General features: G+C 35.2%; 11 protein-coding genes. 9 read left to right on the top strand and 2 right to left on the bottom strand.

Annotation, left to right across the window (positions count from 1 at the left end; genetic code table 11):
• Positions 1–25 precede the first annotated feature (25 nt).
• From EYY60_RS14660 to EYY60_RS14620, 9 genes are all read left to right on the top strand, one after another.
• Positions 26–1,537: a RagB/SusD family nutrient uptake outer membrane protein gene (locus tag EYY60_RS14660; protein ID WP_132990072.1), complete on the top strand. Its 1,512-nt coding sequence runs from the start codon at positions 26–28 to the stop codon at positions 1,535–1,537.
• Positions 1,538–1,638: 101 nt separating this feature from the next.
• Positions 1,639–3,051, top strand: a complete 1,413-nt coding sequence (locus EYY60_RS14655) for an aryl-sulfate sulfotransferase (RefSeq protein ID WP_132990071.1) — start codon at positions 1,639–1,641, stop codon at positions 3,049–3,051.
• A 12-nt stretch (positions 3,052–3,063) separates the two neighbouring features.
• Positions 3,064–4,065 carry a c-type cytochrome gene (locus tag EYY60_RS14650; protein WP_132990070.1) on the top strand — a complete coding sequence of 334 codons (1,002 nt, stop codon included), beginning with the start codon at positions 3,064–3,066 and terminating at the stop codon, positions 4,063–4,065.
• Positions 4,066–4,106: 41 nt separating this feature from the next.
• Positions 4,107–7,097: a glycoside hydrolase domain-containing protein gene (locus EYY60_RS14645; protein WP_132990069.1), complete on the top strand. Its 2,991-nt coding sequence runs from the start codon at positions 4,107–4,109 to the stop codon at positions 7,095–7,097.
• 211 nt (positions 7,098–7,308) lie between these two features.
• Entirely contained in the window at positions 7,309–10,404 is a 3,096-nt protein-coding gene (locus EYY60_RS14640) for a DUF5107 domain-containing protein (RefSeq protein ID WP_132990068.1), read from the top strand.
• Positions 10,405–10,426: 22 nt separating this feature from the next.
• On the top strand, positions 10,427–12,610 hold the full coding sequence (locus EYY60_RS14635) for a M1 family metallopeptidase (RefSeq protein ID WP_132990067.1): 2,184 nt from the start codon (positions 10,427–10,429) through the stop codon (positions 12,608–12,610).
• 98 nt (positions 12,611–12,708) lie between these two features.
• Entirely contained in the window at positions 12,709–13,998 is a 1,290-nt protein-coding gene (locus tag EYY60_RS14630) for a DUF3472 domain-containing protein (RefSeq protein WP_132990066.1), read from the top strand.
• Positions 13,999–14,039: 41 nt separating this feature from the next.
• Positions 14,040–15,416, top strand: a complete 1,377-nt coding sequence (locus tag EYY60_RS14625; protein ID WP_132990065.1) for a Gfo/Idh/MocA family protein — start codon at positions 14,040–14,042, stop codon at positions 15,414–15,416.
• A gap of 82 nt (positions 15,417–15,498) precedes the next feature.
• Complete coding sequence (locus EYY60_RS14620) at positions 15,499–17,355, top strand: glycoside hydrolase family 35 protein (protein ID WP_132990064.1); 1,857 nt, start codon at positions 15,499–15,501, stop codon at positions 17,353–17,355.
• A gap of 246 nt (positions 17,356–17,601) precedes the next feature.
• Here EYY60_RS14620 and EYY60_RS14615 read toward each other — a convergent pair whose 3' ends face one another.
• Positions 17,602–18,003, bottom strand: a complete 402-nt coding sequence (locus EYY60_RS14615) for an OsmC family protein (RefSeq protein ID WP_132990063.1) — start codon at positions 18,001–18,003, stop codon at positions 17,602–17,604.
• Positions 18,003–20,090, bottom strand: a complete 2,088-nt coding sequence (locus EYY60_RS14610; protein ID WP_132990062.1) for a LysM peptidoglycan-binding domain-containing protein — start codon at positions 20,088–20,090, stop codon at positions 18,003–18,005. Before EYY60_RS14610 ends, EYY60_RS14615 begins: the two co-directional genes overlap by 1 nt.
• Positions 20,091–20,123 lie beyond the last annotated feature (33 nt).

Here is a 20,123-nt window from a genome sequence, read left to right as displayed (position 1 = left end):
TTCAGTAACATTTAAATTTATCAAAATGAAAAAATATACAATCTTATTGCTTTTACTTGCTGCTGGTTTACAATATTCCTGCAATGAGGACTTAGATCCTACGGTATACAGCAGTTTAACGAATACCAATGGGTACCAAACCAAATCTGACGCGATTGCTGCTGTTAATTCCATTTATGGCCGACTAAAAGGACCATCTGTTGGCGATAACTTTTCGTACTGGGCAACGAGACATTTTGCTCTGACTGATATTGCAACAGATTTAGGACACTGCCAATATGGTGGTGACCCGGGACAATTGTCTTTAGGAACTTGGAGCTCTACAAATGGCTTACTTTTAGAAGATTGGAATGCGATGTATAAATTGGTCTCAAATGCAAACAATGCCATCTTTTACATCAACAAGATGACTTCGATTACTGATGCCGAAAAAGCGCAATTTATTGCTGAAGCTAAATTTTTGAGAGCTTCTGCTTATATGGATTTGACAGATTCTTGGGGCCCTGTTATTTTAATTACCGACGAAAATCTTGCTAATCCAAATTATTTAGAGCAGACACCTCCAACATCTGTTGAAGAAATTGATGCTTTTTTAGTTAAGCAATTAACTGAAGCTGCAGCTGTATTGCCTGTTAATTATAAAAAAGAGACAATCTACGGCACAAATGATGTTCAACGTGCAACAAAAGGAGCTGCGCTTACTTTGTTGGCGAAACTATATATGCGTAGCCACGACTGGCAAAAAGTTGTAACGCTTACACAGCAAGTAATGGATTTAAATGAATACCATCTTTTTCCATCTTATTTAGGTTTATTCAAAGAAAGCAACAAATGGTGCAGTGAGAATATTTTCTCTTCTCTTAGTGATGCAAATACAAACGGTACTGAGTTGCTAAACCACTTTGGCCCAATTGATCACCCTATAGTTCAAAACAGATGGCAGTATTATACTGTAAACTGGGATTTCTACAATACTTTTGGCGATGAAGATGAAAGAAAACAATGTTTCTTCCCAGAATTTATGGGAACTGATGATCTTCTTCATAAACAAGCCCCATCATTGGGAGCTCAACCGCCAGCTGGTGAATTTTACATGCCAGATGTTTCGACAAGAAAATATGCTGACGATGAAACTACAACGTATTATGACGGTCATAGTGTAAACATCTTACGTTACGCTGATGTTTTACTAAGCAGAGCTGAAGCTCTGAATGAAATCAGCGGACCAACTCAGGAAGCAATTGATCTTATCAATCAGGTAAAAGGAAGATCACACGCTAAATTATTGGTTTTATCAGGTCTGACAAAAGAAACTTTGAGAGATGCGATATTGCAAGAAAGAGGCTGGGAACTTTTCTACGAAGGAAAACGTCGCGCCGACTTGATCAGAATGAACAAATATGATGTTCTTGTAAATGCATATCACCTTAGAGTTGGTGAAGCGGCTTTAGTTAAAATGCCACAAAACAAGTATTATACTTATCCACAAAGTCAGGTTGATCTTAACCCGAAATTAAGCAATGCCGACAGACAATAAATAAATTTTTAAATCAAGAATAGACAGTTAAAATTGTCTGTCTATTCTTGATTTTTTACACAAAAAAAGTACTTTTCTGTCTCACAAAGAAAACCTTTAAGATGATCAAAAAAATAGTATTAAAATGGAGTTTTATTTTGGTTTTGCTTGTTTTTGCAGGCTGTTCCAAAAATCAGAGCAATGGTATCACAAATATTAGCATTGGGACTCATAGCAACAACGAATTGAAAATTCAGATCGATGTTACTACGAAGGACAATGTTCAGGTATATGCAGAATATTGGTCGGATAAAAAAGGAATCGCGAGCAAAATAACTTCACCTATTTCAAGAAACGGTCTTAAACATTCTTTAGTTCTGTGCAATATCAGTCCGGAAACGAATTACAGTTATCAATTGGTTACGATTCAGAACGGTGAAAAAAAACCAAGCAAAATCTACACTTTCAAATCAAGAAAACTTCCGGAATGGCTTCAAAAACAATTCAAAGCCAATTGCCCAAAACCAGAATTATTACCAGAAAATTTCAAAAAAGGTTTTATGCTTTTGGCAAAAAGAGAAACTCCTGGAACCGCTTATATTGTTGATTACAAAGGAAATTTAAGATGGTATTATACCGTTGAAGGAACAGGATTTAAAGTAGCGCATTTTACTAAAGATCAAACCATACTTTCGATTTTAGGAACAAACGACGAACCGACAAGCTACGGAAGCGAAATTCTCGAAATCAACATTCAAGGCGATACTTTAACACATATTAAAAAAGGCCAAGGCGATTTAAAACAAACAATTCATCATGAAATCATAAAAAAATCGGCTAATGAAATTGTGGTTTTAACGGTTGACCAAAAAATAATCGATTTGACTTCCATTGGAGGAAAAAAACAAGATACAATCAACGGCGACGGAATTCAGATTTTGGATCGAAAAGGAAAACAGCTTTGGAAATGGAGCGTTTTTGATGATTTAGATCCGTTTAAGGATAAAAATTTACTAAAAACTAAAAAAGACTGGACGCACGCCAACAGCTTGAGCTACGATACAGATGGAAACTTCTTAATCTCTTTCTATAATAATGGGCAGATTTGGAAAATTAACTCGAAAACTGGAAAAGTAATCTGGAAATTAGGAAAAGATGGCACAATGAAAATGGCTCCAGACACAAATTTTTCTCAGGCGCATGCCGCACACATAAATCAAGAAGGAAGTTTGTTGTTTTTTGATAATGGCGTTGATAAAAAACAATCATCGGTTTTTACTTTAAAAATAAATGAAAAAGACAATTCAGTACATCTGGATTTCCAAATAAAATTACCAAAAGATATATACAACGATAGAATGGGAAGCGCCTATATGATTAATAAAGATCTTCTTCTTGTTTGTTGTTCTAAAAGACATATTACCGTTTTAACCAATAAAAAAGGTGTCTTGTTGTGGGCTTTAGAATCTGAAATTCCACCATACAGAACCATCTTTATTCCCGAAGAAAAACTGAAACCTTTTCTTCTAAATTAAAAAATACTAGCCATGAAAAAGACAATTCTTATCGGACTTTTTTCAGCATTTTCAATAGCTGTTTTTAATTCTTGTACCAAATCAAATTCTCAAACTTTGGCTTCAAAAACAACTGAAGAAGGAGAAGAAGATGAAGGTTATATCACAATTGACACTTCTGATATTCCAGACGACCAATTTGGAGAATCGGTTCGCTATGGAAGGGAATTAATGATGAAAACGGCTTATTACATTGGTCCAAATGGAAAAAATGGGAAATATTTAGGCAACAAAATGAATTGTACGAACTGCCATCAAGATGCAGGAACAAAACCTCATGCGTTCAATTTAATGTCTTCACACGATAATTATCCGCAGTATAGAGGCCGAGAAAATAAAGTATTAACGCTTGCTGAACGTGTAAATAACTGTATTATGCGTCCGCATTCCGGAAAACCTCTTCCGCTTGACAGCAAAGAAATGGTGGCTTTTTTATCTTATTTTAAATGGATCAGCAAATTTGTGCCAAAAGATGGTAATTTTAAAGGAGCAAAAAATCTAGAAATCGAATTTCCAGATGTTGCCGCAAGTCCAGAAAGAGGAAAAGTTTTATTTGCCGAAAACTGTGCAAGATGCCACGGAAATAATGGCGAAGGTGTTTATAATGCTGATAAATCAGGCTACACCTACCCTCCTCTTTGGGGAGAGTACGGTTACCAGCCAGGTTCAAGCATGCATCGTGTAATCAAACAAGCACAATGGCTAAAAAGCAATATGCCTTATGATAAAGTTTCCTTAGGAAAACCTTATCTTACAGACAAAGAAGCGCTTGACATCGCAGCATTTGTAAATGACGATTCACAGCATACAAGACCAAATCCAAAAACATTTGATTATCCTAATAAAATGGGCAAACCTATCGATTATTCGCATAGCCCTTTTCAGGATAATTTCTCAGAAGAACAACATAAATACGGTCCTTATAAACCAATTATTGCATATTGGAAGAAACAAGGTTGGAAAGCCGTTTACTAAATAAAATCTAACTACACCTTATTAATTGAATATCAAACACAATGAAACTAAACAAACAAACTTTAAATCAAATATTGGTAATGAGCTTTTTCATTTTCAGTATTTCATTGACTGCCCAAATAAAATATTCAGACGGAAATGACAGCTGGAATCCTAATCAATTAGGAAATCACCGTGCTGTAATTGCTTTTTCTGGCACAGGAAATGTTGCTAAAACAACTATCGAATGGCGAAGAAGAGATCAAAATCCAGAACTTAAAAAGATCATTGTTCAGGATGCATCTGGAAAAGAAATTCAGAACATAAAAACCGAAAACATCAATAGAGAAAACGGAACTATTTTCTTTGAACCTATTTCGGGAAAAGGAACATATTACGTTTATTACATGCCATATGTTGATGAAGGAACGGCAAATTATCCGAAAGGAATTTATCAAAAACCTGAAAACAAAGCTGATGCACAATGGCTTTCAAATATTAAAACAAATTTAAAAGACAATGCTTCAGTAACTGAGATTCAGAGTGTAAATGCGTTCAATAGCTTTTATCCGATGGAAGTTATTGCAACAGCATCTGAAACTACTGCTATTGTTGCAAAAAACAGCGGAAATTCTTTCTTAGTTTTTCCAGAAGATAGAGAACATTCGATTAAAATGAAAACTGATTTGCCTCAAAGATGGATTCAGAAAGGGGTTCAAAATAGTTTTTCAGACACGGCAATGAAAGGTGAATATCTTGCTTTTCAATTAGGAGTTTACGCTCTTGAAGATTTAAAGAATGTAAAAGTTACTTTTTCGAATTTAGTTGGTCCAACCGGAACAATTGATGCAAAAGACATTAATTGTATCAATACTGACGGAACAAGATATGACGGTTCTCCTTTTACAAATACAGTTTCGGTTTCTAAAGGAAAAATTCAGGCAATGTGGTGCGGTATAGACGTTCCGCAAACTGTTGCTGCGGGAACTTACAACGGAAAAGCAACTGTTATTGCTGACGGAAAATCAAAAGAAATCAATTTACAAATTACGGTTTCTAATGAAGTTACAAAAAATGGCGGTATCGACAGTCCTGAAAAAATGACGCGTTTGAAATGGTTAAACTCAACTTTAGCGCAAGAAAATACGGTTATTGCTCCTTACATTCCTTTAGTCGTAAAAGATTCTGAAATTTCTTTATTAGGAAGAAAATTGACTTTGGCTGCGAATGGATTTCCAGCACAAATTCAGACGTTCTTTACTCCAGAAATGACAACGACAACGGCAAAACCAAATAACATTTTAAGTTCGCCAATCGATTTTCATTTTGTTGATGCATCAGGAAAAGAAGCACAATGGAAAAACAGTGGGGTAAAATTCACTAAAAAAGAAGCTGGAACGGTTTCTTGGGAAAGTACTTCTACCTCAAAATCGGTTCAAATGGATGTGAACGCTTCAGTTGAATTTGATGGTTTCGTACATTATATCGTGAAAGTTACAGCGCTTGAAGATGTTGCCTTTAACGACATTAATTTCCAAATGCCAATGCAGCCAACAGCTGCAAAATACATGATGGGATTAGGTCAAAAAGGTGGAGATCGTCCTGCAACTTTTGACTGGAAATGGGACGTTGCACATAAAAACCAAGACGGCGCTTGGATTGGTGCTGTAAATTCTGGATTGCAGTTTTCTTTGAGAGACGAAAAATACAGCCGTCCGTTAAACACGAATTTCTATTTACAAAAACCTTTATTGCTTCCAACTTCTTGGGGCAACGAAAATAAAGGTGGAATTACGATTACGCCAAATCAAAAATCAGTTGTAGTAAATGCGTACAGTGGTGCTAGAACAATGAAAAAAGGAGAAGTGTTATACTATAATTTCAATTTGTTAATTACCCCTTTCCACACAATTAACACAGATTTTCAATGGGATACAAAGTTTTATCACAGATACAGCCCAATCGATTCTATTGCTAAAACTGGCGCAACGGTAATCAATATTCACCACGCAAATGCAATCAATCCGTATATCAATTATCCTTTTATCGAATTTAAAAAGATGAAAACATATATCGATGAAGCGCACGAAAAAGGATTAAAAGTAAAAATCTACAATACGGTTAGAGAAGTTTCTAACAAGGCTTATGAGACTTTCGTTCTTAGAAGTTTAGGTCACGAAATCTATTCTCCAGGAAAAGGTGGCGGATTCTCTTGGCTTCAAGAACATGTTGGGGACGATTATATCGCTGCTTGGTTTGTTCCAGAAATTAAAGATGCTGCGATTGTAAATAGTGGCATGAACCGTTGGCATAATTACTATGTGGAAGGAATGAATTGGCTGACTCAAAATGTTGGTATTGATGGAATTTATCTAGATGACGTTGCTTTCGACAGAATCACAATGAAACGTATCAAAAGAGTTTTGACTAAAGATGGTCACCCTGGAATTATCGATTTACATAGCGCGAATCAATACAACAAAAGCGACGGATTTAATAACAGTGCCAACTTATATATGGAACACTTCCCGTACATCAATAAATTATGGTTTGGAGAATACTTTGATTACGAAAAAAATCAACCTGACTTTTTCTTAACTGAAGTAAGCGGAATTCCGTTTGGATTAATGGGAGAAATGCTTCAAGATGGTGGAAATCCATGGAGAGGAATGGTTTACGGAATGACAAACAGATTGCCTTGGAGCGATGGTGCTGACCCAAGAAACATCTGGAAAGTATGGGATTCTTTCGGAATTAAAGGTTCTGAAATGATTGGATATTGGAGCGAAAACTGTCCTGTAAAAACAAACAATGAAAAAGTTCTAGCAACAGTTTACAAAAAGAACGGAACGGCTTTAATTTCAATCGCAAGTTGGGCAGATGCTGATGTAAATGTGAAACTAAATATTGATTGGAAAAAACTAGGAATCAATCCTGCAAAAGCAACTATTACTGCTCCGGAGGTTACCAATTTCCAATCTGCAAAAACGTTCACAACAAAAGACGAAATAACTGTTCCTAAAGGAAAAGGATGGTTATTGATTGTGAAGTAAATTAATAGCCTAGATTAGTTTAAGCTCCAGAGGAGCGTAATATTTATAGATTAATTCATCAGGATTTTTATGAAGCTCCAGCGGAGCGACATATACCGCCCCGCTGGGGCTTCTATCGACATCAAATTGTATTTCTATAAATATTACGTCCCGCTGGGACTTTCACACAATAACTACTACGAAACAACCACAAAAAACCAAGCTCTCCATCATGAAATTTAGACCATTTTTATCAATTCTACTCCTTGGAAGCCTCTTTGCCACAGCACAAAACAAACCCACTATAAAAGAATACAAAAAAGTATTTACCACATATCCGTTTTCAGATCCTGATCCGATTCCGAAACCAGATACCAAGTTTTATCCGTATTTCCGTTTTGATGGTTTTACCGATAAACCGATTCAGAAAGAATGGAAAGTAATCGAAATCGAAAACGATTATATTAAACTGATGATTCTGCCAGAAATTGGCGGAAAAGTCTGGTCGGCTATAGAAAAATCTACAGGAAAAGACATTGTTTACAATAATCATGTGGTAAAATTTAGAGACATTGCCATGCGCGGACCGTGGACAAGCGGCGGTGTTGAAGGCAATTACGGAATTATCGGCCACACACCAAACTGCGCAACTCCTGTCGATTACAAAATCATAAACCGAGAAGACGGAAGCATCAGCTGTGTGATTGGCGTTTTGGATTTATTAACGAGAACTTCTTGGAAATTAGATATCAATCTGCCAAAAGACAAAGCGTATTTTACCACAAATTCATTTTGGTCTAATACAACCGAATTCGAACAGCCTTATTATACTTGGATGAATACGGGAATAAAAGCATCCGAAAATCTGCAGTTTATTTATCCGGGACAAACCTATATCGGTCATAACGGAGAATACAATTCGTGGCCAATTGATAAGGAAAATGGCAAAGATTTGTCATTCTACAAAAACAACAATTTTGGAGGTTATAAATCGTATCACGTATTCGGAAAATACGATGATTTCTTTGGCGGATATTATCATGACGAAGATTTCGGAATGGGAAGATATGGCAATCACGATGATAAACCGGGCAAAAAAATATGGATTTGGGGATTGTCTCAACAAGGAATGATTTGGGAAAAATTATTAACCGATACTGACGGACAATATGTAGAAGTGCAAAGCGGTAGATTATTTAATCAAGCGAGCGAAGGCAGTAACCTTACGCCTTTCAAACAGCGCTCATTTGCGCCATATCAAACCGATACTTGGACCGAATATTGGTTTCCTGTAAAACAGACAAAAGGTTTTGTAAAAGCCAACAATTATGGTTCTGTCAATATTAAAAACGAAAACGGTTGGTTGAAAATCTATTTTTCTCCTCTTCAAAAATTAAATGAAAAAATTGAAGTTTTTGAAAACGATAAAAAAGTGTATTCTAAAGATATTGCTTTGAATACCATGCAAACTTTCAAAGATTCTATTCAGATAAAAGTTGATTCTAATAAATTGAAATTTGTTTTAGGTGAAAATAAACTGGTTTGGAATTCTGCTCCAGAAGATGGAAACATCAATCGTCCTGTAGAAATTCCAAAAGATTTTGATCATAATTCGGTTTACGGATTATATCAGCAAGGAAAAAACTACATCAGTTTTAAGGATTATGTAAAAGCAGAAGAAAACCTTACGGCTTGTTTACAAAAAGATCCGAACTTCGCTCCTGCTCTTTCTGCATTGGCTTCTTTGCAAATTAGAAAATTAGAATATAAAGAAGCTGTAGAAGTTGCTAAAAAAGCATTATCAATAGACACTTACGATCCTGCTGCCAATTATTTTTATGCTTTAGCGAATTTTCATTTAGGAAATAATACCGATGCAAAAGATGGTTTTGATATTGCTGCTGCAAGTGTTGAATTTCGCAGTCCTGCTTACACCGCTTTAAGCAAAATTTATTTGGCAGAAAACGATTTGCCAAAAGCTGTAGAATATGCTGAAAAAAGCTTAGTATATAATCAATACAATATAGAAGGTTTACAGCTTTTAGCCGTTTTGTATCGTCTTCAAAATAATTCCGATAAAGCAAATTCAGTTTTAAAAACCATTACAAAATTGGATCCACTGAATCATTTTGCTGATTTTGAAAAATACCTTTCGAACAATTCAAACTATTCAAAAAATGCTTTTGTTGCTGCCATTCAAAACGAAATGCCAGAACAGACTTTTCTTGAATTAGGAATCTGGTACAATAATATTAGCCGAAAAGAAGAAGCTTTAAAAGTGTTTTCTATTGCAGAACCAAGTGCAGAAATTATTTATTGGAAAGCCTTTTTAGAAAATAAACCTGTTGATGTAAGCAAAATAAAACCAGGAACGAGTTTTCCTTTTAGAAATGAAACTGCTGAAATTTTGAAATCATTAATTAAAACAAATGATCAATACCAATTAAAATATCATTTAGGTTTAATTGAATGGAATCGTAACAGCATTTCAGAAGCTAAAAGATTGTTTTCAGAATGCGGTGCAAAACCAATCGATCCTGCTTTTTATGGCGCAAAAGCTTCTTTATTCAAAGACGATCCTTCAATCGTATTGGCAAGTCTTCAACAAGCTATAAAATTGGATCCACAAGGCTGGAGATACCATAAAATGCTTACAGAATATTACATCGCTCAAAAGCAATTTGATAAAGCGCTTACAACGGCTGAATCTTTCTATAAAAAACATCAAGACAATTATTTGATTGGAATGCTTTACGCTAAAACTTTATTGCTAAATAAAAAATACCACGAAGCAGATTCGTTCTTAACCAAATTGCAAATCCTACCGTTTGAGGGCGCAACAGCAGGAAGACAATTGTATCATGAAGCTAAATTGATGCTGGCTTTAGCAGAAATCAAAAACAAGCAGTACAAAAAAGCACTTCAATTTATTGCTGATGCCAAACTGTTTCCAGAGAATTTAGGCGTTGGAAAACCGTATGACGAAAACATAGATGAAAGACTAGAAAACTGGCTGGATTATCAATGTTATAACAGTCTTGGAAATAAAGAAATGGCATCTAAATCTTTAGATAAAATTGTCGCTTTCCGTCCTGTAGTGGATAATACGGTTATGAACTTCCTTCCGGCGAACAACCTTGTTTCGGCTTGGGCGATAGAAAAAACGTCTTCTTCACAAGAGGCAGAAAAATGGATTAAAACTCAGGCAGATTTATATCCGACAAATAAAATAGTGCAGTGGAGTTTATTGGCTTACACCAAAAAACAATCGAATATTTTGAGTGAAGATGAAAAAGACGGTGAAGTTAGAATTATCGAAAAATTGTAAAGAACTTTCAAAAACAATAAAAATGAAAAACCATTTTTTAAAATATACTTTTTTGGGTCTTGTCGTTTTGATGAGTCCAAAAATTGAGGCACAAAACAAAGCAGAAAAGGTTGATGAATTATCTATTTACCGCGCTACTCCTTTAAAAACACACGATTTAATTCATACCAAACTGGAAGTTTCTTTCGATTATGGAAAACGCTATTTGTATGGAAAGGAATGGATTACTTTAAAACCTCATTTCTACGAAACTGATTCGCTTAAGCTGGACGCAAAAGGAATGGATTTTAAAGAAATTGCTATTATTGATGGTAAAAAAAGCATTCCGTTGCAATACAAATACGATAACGAAGAACTTTCTATTGCTTTAAACAGAAAATATAAAAGCACAGAAAAGTATACAATTTTCATTAATTACACGGCAAAACCAGCAGAATTGAAAAGCAAAGCCGGAGAATCGATTACCAACTCAAACGGATTGTATTTTATTAATCCTGACGGAAAAGGTGACAAACCAACACAAATATGGACGCAAGGCGAAACGGAAGCTTCTTCTTGCTGGTTCCCAACAATCGACAAACCAAATCAGAAAACAACTTCTGAAATTGCGATGACCGTTGAGGCAAAATATACCACACTTTCAAACGGTAAATTAACCTCGCAAAAAGTAAACAAAGACGGAACAAGAACAGATATCTGGAAAATGGAACAGCCAAATGCACCTTATTTATTTATGATGGCCGTTGGTGATTTTAAAATCTATAAAGATTCTTATAATGGCAAAGAAGTCTGCTATTATTTAGAACCGAAATATGCGCCATATGCCAAACAGATTTTTTATAAAACGCCAGATATGATGAATTTTTATAGCAAAATGCTTGGTGTCGAATATCCTTGGGCAAAATATTCGCAAATTGTCGTGAAAGACTATTTTGGAGGTGCGATGGAAAATACTTCTGCGACAGTTCACGGTGAATATGTTCAGAAAACAGAACGCGAATTATTAGATGATAATCAAGAAAGTACCATTGCTCATGAACTTTTTCATCAATGGTTTGGAGATTATGTAACGGCTGAATCTTGGTCAAACTTAACCATGAATGAATCGTTTGCCACTTTTGGAGAAGTGCTTTGGCACGGGCACGATGCAGGGCAAGATGGTGAAGACAGGTCTCGTTATGAAAAATTGCAGAATTATTTACGCTCTCAAAAAAATGGCGACAGCCCTATTTTAGCACGTTTTCATTACAAAAATGCAGATGACATGTTTGACAATATCAGCTATTCTAAAGGTTCGATTATTTTGTATGCTATGAAAAACCAAATGGGTGACGAAGCATTTTTTAAAGGATTAAATCATTATTTGACAACAAATGCTTATAAATCTGGCGAACCGCATCAGCTCCGTTTATCGATGGAAGAAGTGACGGGAAAAGACTGGTTGCCTTATTTTGATCAATGGTATTATAATGCTGGAAGTCCGATTTTGGATGTGACTTACAAATATGCCAACGGAAAAGTTATCATTACAATAAGTCAATCTCAAGATAGTGCAGTGCAAACCTTCACATTGCCTTTAAAAGTTGATTTTTATGTAAACGGAACTAAAATCAGAAAGGATATTTTAATTGATAAAAAACAACAAAGTTTCAGTTTTGACCTTCCTTCAAAACCTGAATTTATAGATTTAGATCCAGATAAAATCTTAGTTGGCGAAGTTAATGTCGATAAAAAAACGGCTGCTGATTATCTTTTTCAATATAAAAATGCACCATCGTATTATAACCGAATTGAAGCCATAAAATTTGCTTCAAAAGATAAAAGTCAGGAATCACAACTTATTTTATTGGAAGGATTAAAAGATCCTCAAGAAGATTTGCGAGTACTGAGTATCAGAGCAATTGATTTAAATGAAAAACAAACAAAAGATCAGGTTTTAAAAACGCTTCTTGATATTGCTAAAAATGATAAAAAGACAATCGCCAGAGCAAATGCAATTGTAAAATTAGCTTCGACCGGCGATGCTTCTTATAAAAATTTAATGGAAGAAAGCAGTAAAGAACAATCATACAACGTAATTGCAGCTGGATTATCAGGATTAACAAAATACGCGCCAGCCGAAGCAGATAAAGCATTAGCTTCATTAGATGACGACACTAAAAAACATGTGACGCCATTAATGAAAAAATTTAATAGTCAAAAATAATTAGCAAGATCCATTTGAATTGTTTTGTTTTTGAAAACCTCTCTAATCTGGTTCATTAGAGAGGTTACTTTTAAATAAAAAACCAAAAATCACAGCAAATGAAAAATTTATTTTACTTGTTTTTTGCTTTTCTTTTAGTTTCTTTTTCGAATGATAAAAAAGAAGCTGAAACAACCGTTTCTATTCCGCTGGCAGGAAATGCTTTTAGTTCTGAACATATCGACGGAAGTACTACTATTGCAGAAAACGGTATTGAAAACTGGACAAATCCTAATGAGTTTTTTACAGTTTATTTTAGAGTTTCAAAGCCCGGAACCTTCCAGATTTCTGTTGAAGAATCAGTTGAAGTTTTTGGAAAATCAGAAGTTGCATTTTCGATAAATAATGAAACTAAAAAAGTAAGTTTTAGCACTTCTAAAAAAGCTGTTGTAATTGGAAACTGGAACATCAATCAAGAAGGCTATGTGGCATTAAAAATAAAAGGAATCAGCAAAAGCGGTTCTCAATTTCCATCTATAAACCGTTTAACGATTTCAAGCTCAAATTACGACGGAAAAATTTCTTATGTTCCAAATAACGAAGGCAACTTTTATCACTGGGGACGACGCGGACCGTCTGTTCATTTAAATTTTCAAGTTCCCGAAAACATCAATGCCGAATGGTATTATAACGAAATTACAGTTCCAGAAAAGGAAGACAAAATTGGCTCTTATTTTATGGCAAACGGATTTGGCGAAGGCTATTTTGGAATTCAGGTAAATTCGGCAACAGAAAGAAGAATTCTGTTTTCAGTTTGGAGTCCGTTTACGACAGATGATCCAAAAAGCATTCCTGAAAATCAAAGAATAAAAATGCTTAAAAAAGGAGAAAACGTTCATACAGGCGAATTTGGAAGTGAAGGTTCCGGTGGGCAGAGTTATCTCAAATACAATTGGAAAGCAGGAACAACTTATAAATTTCTATTAAGAGGTTTTCCCGAAAACAATAATTCAACAACATATACAGCTTATTTTTATGCGCCAGAATTAAAAAAGTGGTTGTTGATCGCGAGTTTCAATCGACCTCAAACCAATACTTATTTAAAAAGATTTCATTCCTTTTTAGAAAATTTTGTTCCTGAACAAGGTGATTTATCGCGTAAAGTTCTCTTTAATAATCAATGGGTTTGTGACGAAAAAGGAAATTGGACTGAAGTTAATTCTGCTCGTTTTACAACAGACAATACCGGTGCAAAAGGGTATCGAATGGATTTTGCCGGCGGGCTGGAAAAGAATTCTTTTTATCTAAAAGATGGCGGTTTCTTCAACGATTTTACAACACCAAAAACCGTTTTCACAAGACCATTAAACAATAAAAAACCAGAAATCAATTTTGATGCTTTGCCTTAAAAATGATTGCTTTAAATAATAAAAAAAATAAATAACCACACATGAAAACTCGTATTTTAAAACTCTTTTTAATTGTTTGCATTTTATTTGGCTGGACAGTCTCGGCGCAAATGATCAAGACCAAAACACCATCAAGGCCAAAAGGACAGCAAGATGTTCTTAGGATGTCTGCACCTGCTATCCCAACAGTTCGTATTGCTTTCATTGGTTTAGGAATGCGCGGACCAGGTGCTGTTGAGCGTATGACGCATATTCCAGGTGTTGAAATTATCGCACTTTGTGACATGAAGCAGGAAAACACTTCAAAAGCCAATGAAATTTTGACAAAAGCTGGATTCCCAAAAGCTCAAGAATTTTATGGAGACGAAAATGCTTGGAGAAAAGTTACAGCGCTGCCAAATGTAGATTTAGTGTATGTGGCCACAGATTGGTTGCATCATGCCGTAATTGGAGTGCAGGCCATGAAAGATGGAAAACACGTTGCAATTGAAGTTCCGGGAGCTTTGACTATGAAAGAAATCTGGGAACTAATTGATACTTCAGAAAAAACAAGAAAACACTGTATGCAACTTGAAAACTGCGTTTATGATTTCTTCGAATTGACAACTTTAAATATGGCGCAACAAGGTTTATTTGGTGAAATTCTTCATGCTGAAGGATCTTACATTCACGGTCTTCAGCCATTTTGGGGAGAATACTGGAACAACTGGAGAATGGATTACAACATTAAACATCGCGGTGATATTTATGCAACACACGGAATGGGACCTGCGTGTCAAGCACTAAATATCCACCGTGGTGACAAAATGAATTTCTTGGTTTCTATGGATACAAAAGCGGTTGGGAATCCTGCATATATCAAAGAAAAATCAGGGCAGGAAATTAAAGATTTTAGAAACGGAGATCACACCATGACGATGATTCGTACGGAAAATGGAAAAACAATTCAGATTCAGCATGACGTTACTTCTCCTCGTCCGTACAGCAGAATGTATCAATTGAGCGGTACAAAAGGATTTGCTAATAAATATCCGTTAGAAGGTTATGCCTTAGACGGAAAAGAACTTGGCGACGATGTAAAACCAAATCATGAAAAATTGAGCGCACACTCTTTTGTTCCGGAAGAAGTGAAAAAAGCTTTAATGGAAAAATACAAACACCCGATTGCAAAAGGAATCGAAGAACAAGCCAAAAAAGTAGGCGGTCATGGCGGAATGGATTTTATTATGGATTATCGTTTAATTCACTGTTTGCAAAAAGGGCTTCCGTTAGATATGGATGTTTACGATTTAGCAGAATGGTCTTGTTTAGGCCCACTGACAGAAATTTCATTAGATAATAATTCTGCACCCGTAGAAATTCCTGATTTCACAAGAGGAGGCTGGAATAAATTGAAAAAATTAGAGTTTTCAGAATAAATATTGGTTAGTTAGGAAGACAAGAGGGCAAAGTTTATATTTGTCCTCTTGTCTGTTTTCAAGCAAATCTTATCACAACACAATGAAAAAAATAGCTTTATTTCTTTTTATCGCTTGTTGCTTATTTTCAGAAGCATCAGCGCAGAACAAACAAACTTTCGCAATCAGCGATGGAAATTTTCTTTTAGATGGAAAACCAATACAAATTCACTCTGGAGAAATGCATTATTCTCGAATTCCGCAGCCGTATTGGAGACATCGCCTAAAAATGATGAAAGCAATGGGACTAAATGCCGTTGCCACTTATGTGTTTTGGAATTATCACGAAATCGCTCCCGGCGTATGGGATTTTAAAACAGGCAATAAAAACTTGGCCGAATATATTAAAATAGCTCAAGAAGAAGGTTTATTTGTGATTTTACGTCCAGGTCCTTACGTTTGTGCAGAATGGGAATTTGGAGGTTATCCTTGGTTTTTGCAGAATGTTCCAAATATGGTTATTCGTGGAAATAACGCGGCATATTTAGCTGCAACAAAAGCTTATTTTACCGAATTATACAAACAAGTTGCCAATTTACAAATCACGAAAGGCGGGCCAATTATTATGGTTCAAGGCGAAAATGAATTTGGTTCGTACGTTTCACAGCGAAAAGACATTTCATTAGAAGAGCATAAAAAATACAGTGCAGCCGTTTTTCAACAATTAAAAGATGTTGGTTTTGAAGTTCCGTTTTTCACTTCAGATGGAAGTTGGCTTTTTGAAGGTGGTGCTTTGCCAGGAGCTCTACCAACTGCAAACGGTGAGGATGACGTTACAAAACTAAAAAAAGTCGTAGATCAATTCCATAATGGGAAAGGCCCTTATATGGTTGCCGAATTTTATCCGGGCTGGCTAGATCATTGGGCAGAACCATTTCCAACACAAAAACCAGAACAAACCGTTCGCCAGACTAAAAAATATTTAGACAACAATGTTTCTTTCAATTATTATATGGTGCACGGCGGAACCAATTTCGGATTTACATCTGGTGCAAATTACGATAAAGAGCACGACATTCAGCCTGACATGACATCGTACGATTATGATGCCCCAATAAGTGAAGCGGGTTGGGCAACTCCAAAGTATAATGCCTTGAGAGAACTTTTAAAAACTAAAGAAACCCCAAATATTCCAGATCAAATTCCGGTAATTACGATTCCGAATATTTCCCTTTCTAAAGTCGTTGATTTAGATGATTTAAAATCGAAAATAGAACCTGTTTTCGAAGATACACCACAAACATTTGAGCAATTAAATCAAGGTGATGGTTATGTTTGGTACAGCAAAAAATTTACACAACCAATCAGCGGGAAATTAGAATTAAACGGTTTACGTGATTACGCTATCGTATATGTTAACGGAAAAAAAATTGCCGAGTTAAACCGCTATTACAAAAAATACGATTGTGAAATTGAAGTTCCTTTCAATGCAACTTTAGATATTATTGTGGAAAATATGGGACGCATTAATTATGGTTCGCAGATAAATTCTAATAACAAAGGAATTGTTAGTCCAGTTATCATCAATGGAGAAACGATTACTGGAAATTGGGAAATGTACAAACTGCCAATGGATAAAAAACCAGATTTAACTGCTTATAAAAACTCAGGAAAAGCAAATCGTCCTACTTTATATCAAGGAACTTTTGATCTGAAAAAAACTGGAGATACATTCTTGGATATGAGAGATTTTGGAAAAGGAATTGTCTTTATTAACGGAATTAATATTGGGCGCTATTGGAGTGTTGGCCCACAACAAACACTTTATGTTCCAGGATGCTGGCTGAAAAAAGGCAAAAATGAGATTACGATTTTTGAACAAAAAAATGAAACAATTCAGAAAGAAGTCAAAACAATTGCATCGCCAATTTTACAAGAATTAAGACCAGAAAAAGGTTAAAAAAGCCCTATTAAAAACCTCTAGAATAAGCAGATATTTTATAAAAAAAGCCCCAGCGGGGTAAAATATTTATAGAATTTAAATCAAACAAATAAGAAAAAGCTCCAGCGGAGCGACATATCAAAAATGTCGCTCCGCTGGAGCTTTATTGCATAAATATTCTTTTCTATAGGTATTTCGCTTCTCCGAAGCTTACAAAAAAAGCTGTCCTTTTGGGACAGCTCCATATTAATATTCGGTTAAAAATTAATTCCAGTTGAAACTAATTTTCTTTTCAATTTCACTGCTCAAGCTCAAAAACACTGGACAAGTCATTGCTGCACGCTCTAAAATTGTTCTACTTTTTTCATCAGCATTACTTTTCATTTGAAAAACAATTTCGATTGCACCAATTCGTCTTGGTTCCGCATTCATTATTTTTGTTACTTCTGCGGTAGACCCTACAAAATCAACTTCCATATCGCGGGCTTTGATTCCCATAATCGTCATCATACAACTTGCTAATGCATTTGCAACTGTATCTGTTGGAGAAAAAGCCTCCCCTTTTCCGTTATTATCTAATGGCGCATCTGAAATAATTTCGCTTCCAGACTGCACATGAATTGAACTTGTTCTTAAATCGCCTAAATAGGTTACTTTTGATGTCATTAATTTGCTTCTTTTAAAGTTAAATCACTGTCGTAATATAAAATGTAAACACCTTTGTTTGCGTGTCCTCCATCTTCTTTTTTGTAATATTGAAATTTATTGTCCACTTGTTCTGTGGTCATTAAATCGGCCGTTTCTTGGTATGTTTTCCCTTGAACCAAACGCATCATCGTGTCAAAAGTAACATCAAATCCTTTTGTTGCATAAACATTCGGATTTACTTTGTTTTTTAAACGGTATTCTTTTTTGAAAATCAAAGCTCTTGCTTCACTGCTTTCTCGTGTTACTGATGGATACATCAAATTCAGTTTAACTAAATTATCAAAATTAATTTCATCTGTATCCAATGTATTATTTGGCTCTAAAATTACTAATTGAACCTGACACGTCTTTTGCGAATCAAGCAACGCTTTTATGGTTGCTTTTACCATTGCTGTATTTCCAGTTTCCATCACTACATAGTTTATACGGCCAGGAAGCAATAAACCTTTTAAATTCGCAACATCTAATCCACCTGTTTCTGTCAATGTAGCAAATACAACTCCTTTTTGGTTTTGTTTGATATAGTTGATTACCGACTCTTTTTTCTTGTCAACAACAGCTACAATATTTCCGTTTTTGGCGCGCATATAATCAAAAACTGAATTACGCACCACATCGTTTGACGGAATCGCTTGATACAAATTATCAATTGGATTTGCTACATCTTTTGATAAAGGTGAAATCACCGGAATATTATATATGCGAAGTGAATTTGCAGTCGACTCAGCATTGTTTTGATAAAATGGCCCAATCACAGCATTTGCATTCTGCAATTTATTTTGCGCAATCAAACTTGAAACGTTAGATGTCGTTTTGGTTTCTCCTGAATCATAAATCGAAACATCAATAGGCAATTTCAAAGCTTTAGCCGAATCAATCGCCATCATTGCTCCCGAATAAAAATCCAAAGTCATATTTAAGAATTTATCCGTTTTGATTTTTGTTGCCAAACTCGTTGTATCACTTTGAAGTTTTGCCAAATTAAACGGCAATAATAAAACCACTTTTTGGCGATCTGTCTGACCTCTTTTCTTTGTCAGTTCTATCACTTCAGGATCTGCAGAAACTGTTTCAGATTTTACTTTATCAACAATTTTAATTCCGCTAGGTGCATCTGCTGCTTTTTCAATTGGTTTCTCAACAGTTTTCTCAACTATTTGTGGTTGTGCTTGAGGAATAATTGGCTGTGGCGCTAAATATCCTGTCGGAACTTTTAGAACCATTCCCTCTTTTACACCTTCTGAAAGCGAAGGATTCAAAGCTACCAACTCGTCTTGCGTCAAATGAAATGTTCTTCCTAAACTATAAAAAGTCTCTTTTGGCTTAACCTGATAATCCATATAAGTTGTCGCTTTTTTAGGAGTATCAGTTTTTTTAGCTTCAGTAGGTTTAGCTGTATTTGCAATTGGAGCTGCATCTGTTTTAGGAGCAGTTCCTTTTATAGTCAAACGATAGCCAACTGGAAGGTTTGAAACAATTTCAGGATTTCGTTTTTCCAATTCCTCAACTGTCATATTGTATTGTTTCGCAATACCAAATTTGGTTTCTTTTGCCAAGACATCATGATAAACATATTTTTCTTGAGATGAATTTTTAGCTGGTTTTGCTGCTGTTTTTGGAACTGAACCTTTCGCCGGAATTACCAATTTTTGTCCAATTTGAACGCCGTCTTTTTCTAAAAACGGATTCGCAGCTTTCAACGCTTCATCCGAAATTCCATATTTATGTTCGATGCTGTAAAAAGTCTCTTTTGGCTGTACTTCGTGAATAATATCTTTTGTATTAACGGGTGTTTTTGCCACAGCAGGCTCAGATTTTACCGTAGTTTTTCCACTTGCAGGAATCAGCAAAACAGTATTTGGTTTCACTCCATTTCTCGCATCTGGATTTAATGCATAAATATCATAAGGCGTAACTTTAAATTTTACGGCAATCTGGTTTATTGTTTCTCCGCCTGTAACTGTATATTTCACCACTTTTTCCTGTGAAAAAGCTGAACAGGTTACAAAAAAAACCAAAGACAATAATGTTGAATAATATTTCATAAATAGGACTTAAAACAATTTAATTTTTAATTC

The sequence above is a fragment of the Flavobacterium zhairuonense genome, assembly GCF_004352915.1.
Lineage (GTDB): Bacteria > Bacteroidota > Bacteroidia > Flavobacteriales > Flavobacteriaceae > Flavobacterium > Flavobacterium zhairuonense.
The sequence above is the reverse complement of the archived record's forward strand: the minus strand, read 5'-3'. Positions and strand labels throughout refer to the sequence as shown.

Coding starts and splice junctions, on each gene's coding strand:
- EYY60_RS14610 (WP_132990062.1), bottom strand. CDS start 20,090: ATGAAATATTATTCAACATTATTGTCTTTGGTTTTTTTTGTAACCTGT.
- EYY60_RS14645 (WP_132990069.1), top strand. CDS start 4,107: ATGAAACTAAACAAACAAACTTTAAATCAAATATTGGTAATGAGCTTT.
- EYY60_RS14625 (WP_132990065.1), top strand. CDS start 14,040: ATGAAAACTCGTATTTTAAAACTCTTTTTAATTGTTTGCATTTTATTT.
- EYY60_RS14660 (WP_132990072.1), top strand. CDS start 26: ATGAAAAAATATACAATCTTATTGCTTTTACTTGCTGCTGGTTTACAA.
- EYY60_RS14655 (WP_132990071.1), top strand. CDS start 1,639: ATGATCAAAAAAATAGTATTAAAATGGAGTTTTATTTTGGTTTTGCTT.
- EYY60_RS14620 (WP_132990064.1), top strand. CDS start 15,499: ATGAAAAAAATAGCTTTATTTCTTTTTATCGCTTGTTGCTTATTTTCA.
- EYY60_RS14635 (WP_132990067.1), top strand. CDS start 10,427: ATGAAAAACCATTTTTTAAAATATACTTTTTTGGGTCTTGTCGTTTTG.
- EYY60_RS14640 (WP_132990068.1), top strand. CDS start 7,309: ATGAAATTTAGACCATTTTTATCAATTCTACTCCTTGGAAGCCTCTTT.
- EYY60_RS14630 (WP_132990066.1), top strand. CDS start 12,709: ATGAAAAATTTATTTTACTTGTTTTTTGCTTTTCTTTTAGTTTCTTTT.
- EYY60_RS14650 (WP_132990070.1), top strand. CDS start 3,064: ATGAAAAAGACAATTCTTATCGGACTTTTTTCAGCATTTTCAATAGCT.
- EYY60_RS14615 (WP_132990063.1), bottom strand. CDS start 18,003: ATGACATCAAAAGTAACCTATTTAGGCGATTTAAGAACAAGTTCAATT.